The sequence below is a fragment of the Lutibacter sp. genome (genome assembly GCF_046055765.1).
In the GTDB taxonomy this organism is placed as follows: domain Bacteria; phylum Bacteroidota; class Bacteroidia; order Flavobacteriales; family Flavobacteriaceae; genus Lutibacter.
In genome coordinates this window covers 1-7,706 of the sequence record NZ_JASFZF010000082.1, presented here as the reverse complement: position 1 = coordinate 7,706, position 7,706 = coordinate 1, and the positions used below count along the sequence as shown (strand labels likewise).

The 7,706-nt window shown below is 31.8% G+C and carries 7 protein-coding genes; 4 read left to right on the top strand and 3 right to left on the bottom strand.

What is annotated here, in order from left to right:
* Nucleotides 1-24 precede the first annotated feature (24 nt).
* Nucleotides 25-2,079: a gliding motility protein RemB gene (locus QM495_RS08420; RefSeq protein WP_408671663.1), complete on the top strand. Its 2,055-nt coding sequence runs from the start codon at nucleotides 25-27 to the stop codon at nucleotides 2,077-2,079.
* Here QM495_RS08420 and QM495_RS08415 read toward each other — a convergent pair.
* The 3 genes from QM495_RS08415 to QM495_RS08405 form a co-directional block, all read right to left on the bottom strand.
* Entirely contained in the window at nucleotides 2,076-2,336 is a 261-nt protein-coding gene (locus QM495_RS08415) for a HypC/HybG/HupF family hydrogenase formation chaperone (RefSeq protein WP_408671662.1), read from the bottom strand. The two genes, QM495_RS08420 and QM495_RS08415, sit on opposite strands and share 4 nt — an antisense overlap.
* A gap of 155 nt (nucleotides 2,337-2,491) precedes the next feature.
* Complete coding sequence (hypB, locus tag QM495_RS08410) at nucleotides 2,492-3,313, bottom strand: hydrogenase nickel incorporation protein HypB (RefSeq protein ID WP_408671661.1); 822 nt, start codon at nucleotides 3,311-3,313, stop codon at nucleotides 2,492-2,494.
* A 12-nt stretch (nucleotides 3,314-3,325) separates the two neighbouring features.
* A complete protein-coding gene (locus QM495_RS08405) occupies nucleotides 3,326-3,667 on the bottom strand; it encodes a hydrogenase maturation nickel metallochaperone HypA (protein WP_408671660.1) in 342 nt (113 codons plus the stop codon).
* Between the two features lie 263 nt (nucleotides 3,668-3,930).
* Here QM495_RS08405 and QM495_RS08400 point away from each other — a divergent pair, with 263 nt between their 5' ends.
* From QM495_RS08400 to cybH, 3 genes are read left to right on the top strand one after another with little or no spacing between them, the layout of a single operon-like run.
* On the top strand, nucleotides 3,931-5,034 hold the full coding sequence (locus tag QM495_RS08400; protein ID WP_408671659.1) for a hydrogenase small subunit: 1,104 nt from the start codon (nucleotides 3,931-3,933) through the stop codon (nucleotides 5,032-5,034).
* A gap of 11 nt (nucleotides 5,035-5,045) precedes the next feature.
* Nucleotides 5,046-6,782 (top strand): nickel-dependent hydrogenase large subunit, encoded by a 1,737-nt coding sequence (locus QM495_RS08395; RefSeq protein ID WP_408671658.1) that lies wholly within the window; start codon nucleotides 5,046-5,048, stop codon nucleotides 6,780-6,782.
* 17 nt (nucleotides 6,783-6,799) lie between these two features.
* Nucleotides 6,800-7,573: a Ni/Fe-hydrogenase, b-type cytochrome subunit gene (gene cybH, locus QM495_RS08390; protein ID WP_408671657.1), complete on the top strand. Its 774-nt coding sequence runs from the start codon at nucleotides 6,800-6,802 to the stop codon at nucleotides 7,571-7,573.
* The last annotated feature ends 133 nt before the right edge of the window (nucleotides 7,574-7,706 follow it).

The window sequence follows — 7,706 nt, the reverse complement described above, 5'->3', positions numbered from 1 at the left end:
GAAAAAATAGTGTAATTAATAACGATGAAAAAAATAACGTTAATTTTTCTTTTTCTATCAATTTCCGTATTTTCTCAAACAGAAAAATACCCGGTTTTTGAAGCTTGTGAAGGAGTTGATGTTTCTGAAATGCCTTTCTGCTTTAAAAATGAGGTAAAACAAGCTATAATTTCAGAATTTAAGATTCCTAAAAATGTTCAGCAAGAAAATTTTAGAGGAACTATTAATATTGTTTTTTTAGTAAATACTTTAGGGAAAATTAAGGTAATTTATGTGAATTCACCGTATAAGGAATTAAAAGCTGAAGTTGAACGAGTTTTTACGATGCTACCAACAATTACTCCAGCAAAATTCAACAATCATCCTATTGAAATGCAGTTTGTTTTTCCGTTATCTATTCCTTTAGAAAATAACCCTCAAGAAGTAATTGTAGAGAAAGAAGTGAAAGTTCTTCAAACACAAGAAGAACCAATACAAAAAGTAACAAAAAACACCTTATTTCCAGAGCATAAAAGTGAACTAAATATTCCTTTCACACACGCAGAATATAATTCATACGATTATTATTTAAATCAAGCAGATAATTCACATACAGCAGTAAAACCGTATGTGTATTCTGAAATTACTAAATATATTGATTTAGATACTCAAAAAAATAAATTAATCAAACAAAAATCTACATGGTTTGGTAAAAAATTATTGAATGAACATATGGCATTTGTTAAAGGAAAGGATTTTTGGTTTACTCTTGATCCTGGCGCAGATGTACAAGTTGGAAAAGATAGTGAAGGTGTGAATACATTTAATAATACACGTTCAATTCATATCAATGGTGGAATTGGTAAGAAGTTTAATTTTTCAACTAGTTTTTATGAAAGTCAAGGACGATTTGCAGATTATGTAAATAGGTACGCTGAATCCATAAAACCAGATGGAGGAAACCCAGCAATTATTCCTGGACGTGGAATTGCGAAAGAATTTAATTCAGACGCGTATGATTATCCAGTTGCTGAAGCGTATGTGTCGTACACACCAAATAAAACATTTAATTTCCAATTTGGAAATGGTAAAAATTTTATAGGAGATGGTTATAGATCCTTATTTTTGTCTGACGTTGCTTCACCGTATCCCTTTTTCAAAATAAATACTAATTTTTGGAAAATAAAATACACCAATCTTTGGATGTGGATGCAAGATGTTCGGCCAGAATTAACAGTTGATGGCGCTTACAAACAAAAATTTATGGCCATTCATTATTTAAGTTGGAACGCCACAAAAAAATTAAATATTGGCTTGTTTGAAACAGTAATTTGGGAAGATACTAACAATAGAGGTTTTGATGTAAACTATTTAAATCCGCTTATTTTTTATACCGCAGTGGAATTTTCAACAGGTTCAAGAGCCGGAAACACATTACTTGGATTAAGCCTAAAATATAAATTAAAAAATAATATTTCATTATATTCTCAACTAATATTAGATGATTTCAGAGCAAGTGAAATGACTAGTAGTAATGGTTGGTGGGCAAATAAATATGGAGTTCAACTAGGCGCAAAGTATCACAATGCATTTAATATTGAAAACTTATACTTGCAAGCTGAGTACAATGCGGTGAGACCATATACATATTCTCATGACGAGCTAAATTTAAATTACGGACATAACAATCAGCCTTTAGCACACTTATGGGGTTCTAATTTTAGAGAAATTATAGGTATTGTTCAATATAAAAAAGATCGTTGGTTTGCCAATTCAAAAATTGTAATTGGTAAAAAAGGATTCGATTTTGATAACGGAACAGATACTTTTAGTTATGGTGGAAATGTTTTTGCAGACAATGATAATAGGGCTTCAGATTACGGAAACGAAATTGGACAAGGAAATACTGCTACCATTTTTATTGGCGATTTACAAGTAGGCTATTTGGTAAATCCAGCAACTAATTTAAAGTTGTTTGGAGGAATTACATTTAGAAACTTTACACCAGATGCACCAACGGGTGTTTTTGATAAATCCAATTCAACTTGGATTTCATTTGGTTTAAAAACCGATGTGTTTAATTGGAATTTCGATTTTTAATCGCCTTCAGCAATATCTAAATCGTGGAGTTTTCCTAATTGTTTTAAAAGATCAAACGTTTTTGTAGCTTCGGCTTCGTCAATTATAGAAATTGCTGCACCTACGTGTACCATCACATAGTCACCAACGTTTGCTTCGGGTACCAATGTTAAACTAACTTCTTTTAAAATACCATCAAATGATACTTTGCCGGTTCTAAAAACGTCATCTAATTGATTCGTAATTTCTATTAATTTTCCAGGAATTGATAAACACATAGTTATTTAATATTTCTAAATTTAATTAATTATTTTGGGCGTTTCCTTTCAGGTCGCGCTTTTCGTTATATCTTTTTTACACTGCACTTCAAAAAAGGATAAATTTATCCTGAGCGTAGTTGAAGGGCTTCAATCTCTAACGCAAAAACTACTAGTTAAGCAACATTTTCTTTCAGCCAATTATACCATGCTTCCATTCCTTCACCAGTAGTTGCAGAAACTTCAAAAAACTGTAAATTAGGATTTACTTGTAAAGCATAATCTTTTAATTTTTGAATATCAATATTCAAATACGGTAGTAAATCTATTTTATTAATAATACAAATATCAGAAGTATGAAACATATTTGGATATTTTATAGGTTTATCCTCACCTTCAGTAGTACTAATAATTACAACTCGTTTGTTTTCACCCAAATCAAACATAGATGGGCACACTAAGTTACCAACATTTTCAATCATTAAAACGGTATCGTTTTTCATCTCTAATTGCTTTACAGCATCAAAAACTACATCGCTTTCTAAATGACAACCCTTACCTGTATTAATTTGAATTACAGGAATGTCTAATACATCAATTCTATTTGCGTCATTTAATGTTTGTTGATCACCTTCAATAACATAAAAAGGAATTTCATTTTTTAAATTGGCTAAAGTACGTTCTAAAATAGCTGTTTTCCCAGAGCCAGGAGAACTTACCAAATTCAATGCGAAAATATTTTTAGCTTCAAAAAAACCTCTGTTTCTAGCAGCTAAAACCTTATTATTCTGCAAAATATCTTGCTCAATTTCTAAAATTTTATGTTTTGGATCATGAGAATGACTGTGAGCATGTGAATGCCCATCGTGATGGTGGTGATTCTCATCATGAGCATGTGAATGCGAGTCATGATGATGATGTTCTCCATGTTCATGTTCACCAGGTTTTAAAATTGTTGGACCATTATTATCAGATCCACAGCCACAAGTTCCACACATAATTTTATAGTTTTATATTACTTCTAATGCTTTTACTCTTAATTCTTTTCCTTTTAAAATACCTTTAAAATTACTACCACAATTAGGACAACAATCATAAATTTTTTTCATAGTAAATACAGTATCGCAATCAGCACATTTTCCTTTACCTTCAATTACAAAAATTTGTTTTTCAGCTTTTTCAAGCACTGTATTTTTAACTGCAGAACCCCACACGAAATTTAAAGAATCTATTTCAACACCTGATAAAGTTCCAATTTCCAATTCAATTCTTGTAACGGTATTGGACTTTGCTTTCGTAGTTTCATCTTCTGCAATTTTAACAATTCCCATTACTATAGATAATTCATGCATAATTATAAAAAACAGTATACTCAAAATTACAAATTATATAATTGTAAAGCAATTGCTAAAAAATACAAATAACGTTAAGTAGTAATTAGAACATAAAAGGATTATTTAACCTTATTTTAAATCATTCTATATTAGGTTGTTAAGGTTGACATGTTGAGTAATTTGTTATAAATTAGTTCAGTGCTTTTTAAAATATAAATTAAGAGCATACTACTTTTTATATAACACTTAAAATTTTGCATATGTCTAACTCTTCTAAAAAAATGAAAACCTATTATGAAAGTATCATAGAAAAAGGTTATTCACGTAGGGATTTCATTAAGTTTACTACTTACATGACTGCTTTTATGGGTTTTGAAGCATCTATGATTGGGCAAGTAACTAAAGCAATGGAAACCAAAAAACGTATACCAGTTATTTGGGAACATTTTCAAGAATGTACTGGTTGTTCAGAATCATTTATTCGTTCTGACCATCCATTGGTTGCCGATTTAATTTTAGATAATATCTCTTTAGATTATACAGATACTTTAATGGCAGCTTCTGGGCATAATGCAGAAGAAGCCAAACAAGAATCAATGAAAGAGAATTACGGAAATTATATTTTAGTAGTTGAAGGTGCTATTCCAATGAAAGATGATGGTGTGTATTGTACAATTGCAGGTAGATCAGCAGTTGAAATTCTAAAAGAATCTGCTGCAGGAGCTGCGGCTATTCTTACTTTTGGAAGCTGTTCATCTTGGGGTGGAGTTCAAGCAGCCTATCCTAATCCAACAGGTTCAGTTCCTGTTGATGCAATTATTAAAGACAAACCAATTATTAGAGTTCCGGGATGTCCTCCAATAGCAGAAGTTATGACTGGTGTTGTAATGCATTATGCTATATTTGGAAGACTACCTGAATTAGATTCCTTCGGAAGACCAAAACAATTTTATGGAAAACGAGTGCATGATACTTGTTATAGAAGACCAAACTTTGATGCAGGTTTATATGCAGAAAGTTTTGATAGCCAAGAAGCAAAAGATGGATATTGTTTATATAAACTAGGCTGTAGAGGTCCGGTTACTTATAATGCATGTGGTTCCATGGGTTGGAATAATGGCGTTAGTTTCCCAATTAAATCAGGTTATCCTTGTATTGGTTGTAGTGAACCAGATTTTTGGGATAATAGCCCATTTACAGAAAGATTAGTAAATGTACCTGGTATGGGAATTGAAGCAACAGCTGATACTGTTGGTAAAGTTGCTGTTGGTGCTGCTGTTGGTGCTGCTGTTGTACATGCATTAGCAACTAACATAGCAAAGAAAAAAGAATTACGTGAGGCTGGAGAATGTGGTGAGGAAAACGAAAAAAATATTAAAGCTTAAAATAACTTATCATGGCAAATAGAATAGTAATAGATCCAATTACTCGAATAGAAGGGCATTTACGTGTTGAAGCTGAAATAAAAGAAGGTAAAGTAACAAATGCGTATGTTTCTTCAACAATGGTTAGAGGAATGGAAAAAATAGTACAAGGTAGAGATCCAAGAGATGTTTGGGCTTTTGTGCAACGTACTTGTGGGGTTTGTACTACAGTACATGCAATAGCTTCTATTAGAGCAGTTGAAGATGCATTAGATATTGTAATTCCTCCAAATGCAGAAATTGCAAGAAATATTATCACTGTTTCACATGCAATGCAAGATCACGTGGTACATTTTTATCATTTGCACGCATTAGATTGGGTTGATATTACACAAGTTTTAAATGCAGATCCAAAAGCAACATCTGAATTGGCACAAAGTATTTCAAAATGGCCAAATAGTTCTCCAGGTTATTTTTCGGATGTTAAAAAACGGATTAAAAAGTTTGTAGATAGTGGTCAATTAGGAATTTTCGCAAAAGGATATTGGGGACACAAAGCAATGAAATTACCTGCAGAAGTTAATTTATTGGCGGTTGCACATTATTTAGAAGCACTAGAATGGCAAAAAGAAATTGTAAAAGTTCATACAATTTTAGGTGGTAAAAACCCTCATCCACATTTCTTAGTTGGCGGAATGGCAAGTGCCATTAATGTAGATGATGCTGGTGGGTTAAATACAGAAAGATTAGCCTATGTTGGTCAATTATTAAAAGATGCACATAAATTTATTAATGAAGTATATGTTCCAGATTTATTAGCAATTGCTTCTTTCTATAAAGATTGGGGTGCTATTGGAGGTTCAAAATTTAATAATTATTTGTCCTATGGTGATTTACCAACGGATAATTATAGAAATCCGGCAAGTTTTAAATGGCCTCAAGGAGTTATTTTAAATGGCGATTTAAGTAAAGTGCATCCTGTAGATTTAGAAAACACCAATGAAATTCAAGAATTTGTAAATAAATCTTGGTATAATTATAAAGATGGAAATGATGTTGGGCTACACCCTTGGGAAGGTGAAACAGATATTAATTACACAGGTCCAAAACCTCCATTTAAGCATTTAGATGTTGATAAGGAGTACAGTTTTGTGAAAACACCAAGGTGGCATGGAAAACCTATGGAAGTTGGTCCATTGTCAAGAATGTTAATAGGGTATGCTTCAGGAATTCCTGAATATAAAAATGTGGTAGATGGTGCTTTAAAAGCATTAGATATTCCTGTTTCTGCACTATTATCAACACTAGGTAGAACAGCGGCTAGAGGATTAGAATCTAAATTATTAGCTGATTGGGGACTTGAATTTTTCGACCAATTAATTGGAAATATTAAAAATGGGGATACTCGCATGGCTAATATGGAAAAATGGGATCCAACAACTTGGCCAAAAGAAGCAAAAGGAGTTGGTTATATGGAAGCTCCAAGAGGTGGTCTAGCACATTGGATTAAAATTAAAGACAGAAAGACAGAAAATTACCAAATGGTAGTTCCAACAACATGGAATGCTGGCCCACGTGATCCTGAAGGACAAATGTCGGCGTATGAATCTGCATTAATTGGAACACCTATTGAAGACCCAGAAAATCCAGTAGAAATTTTAAGAACAATACATTCATTTGATCCTTGTTTGGCGTGTGCTGTACATTTATATGATGAACATGGTAAACATGTAAGTCAAGTTCAACTTGATGGGTCTTGTAGTATTTAATTGTAAAATTGTAAGCAATGGCAACAACATTTAATTTTAAAAGAGTCTATGTATGGGAATTACCTGTACGACTTTTTCATTGGGTAACAGCGTTTTCAACTATAATTTTGATAATAACCGGATTTATAATTGCAAATCCTCCAGCTATTAATGCCCATGTAGAAGCAACAAATTCATTTTGGTTTGGCTATGTTAGAGCAATTCATTTTATAACGGCCTATATTTTAATTGCTAATCTAATTTTTAGAATCTATTGGGCCTTTACAGGAAATCAATTTTCGAATTGGCGTAATTTTATACCATATACTAAAAAAGGTATAAAAAATATATTTCACGTGTTGAAGGTTGATATTTTTTTAATGGAAGACAAAGGACATAAGTTATATAATATAAGTATTGGTCATAATTATTTGGCTGCATTCTCTTATTTTATTATGACTTTGTTCTTCATTTTTCAAGTTATGACAGGATTGGCTTTAATTGCTGATACATCATCTTGGTGGCTTCCAGAGATGTTTAAAGGGGTTTCTAATATGCTAGGTGGTGATATTGTAACTAGATATATACATCATATTTTTACTTGGTTATTTATGGTTTTTATCATAATTCATGTGTATTTAGTATTATTTCATGATTATGTTGAAGCAAGAGGAGAAGCTTCTTCAATGATTAGTGGTTTTAAGTTTATTCGTTCAGAAAGAGTAAAAGAAAGCGAAGCGGAAATTATTAAAAAAGCTGAAAAACAAATGTGGGAAGGAGATAAAAAGAAAGCTAAAAATAAAGAAAAATAATGTAAATTTATATGATTTCAGATGATGTAATTGAACTACAAAAACTATTTTATCAAACGCATGATTATTTAGATAGTGATAAAAAAGATAGAATATTAGTACTGGGTATTGGAAACTATTTAATGGGAGATGA

Bases quoted from the DNA above. Each gene is read 5' to 3' on its own strand.
- QM495_RS08420 (WP_408671663.1), top strand. From the start codon at position 25: ATGAAAAAAATAACGTTAATTTTTCTTTTTCTATCAATTTCCGTATTT.
- QM495_RS08415 (WP_408671662.1), bottom strand. From the start codon at position 2,336: ATGTGTTTATCAATTCCTGGAAAATTAATAGAAATTACGAATCAATTA.
- hypB (WP_408671661.1), bottom strand. From the start codon at position 3,313: ATGTGTGGAACTTGTGGCTGTGGATCTGATAATAATGGTCCAACAATT.
- QM495_RS08405 (WP_408671660.1), bottom strand. From the start codon at position 3,667: ATGCATGAATTATCTATAGTAATGGGAATTGTTAAAATTGCAGAAGAT.
- QM495_RS08400 (WP_408671659.1), top strand. From the start codon at position 3,931: ATGAAAACCTATTATGAAAGTATCATAGAAAAAGGTTATTCACGTAGG.
- QM495_RS08395 (WP_408671658.1), top strand. From the start codon at position 5,046: ATGGCAAATAGAATAGTAATAGATCCAATTACTCGAATAGAAGGGCAT.
- cybH (WP_408671657.1), top strand. From the start codon at position 6,800: ATGGCAACAACATTTAATTTTAAAAGAGTCTATGTATGGGAATTACCT.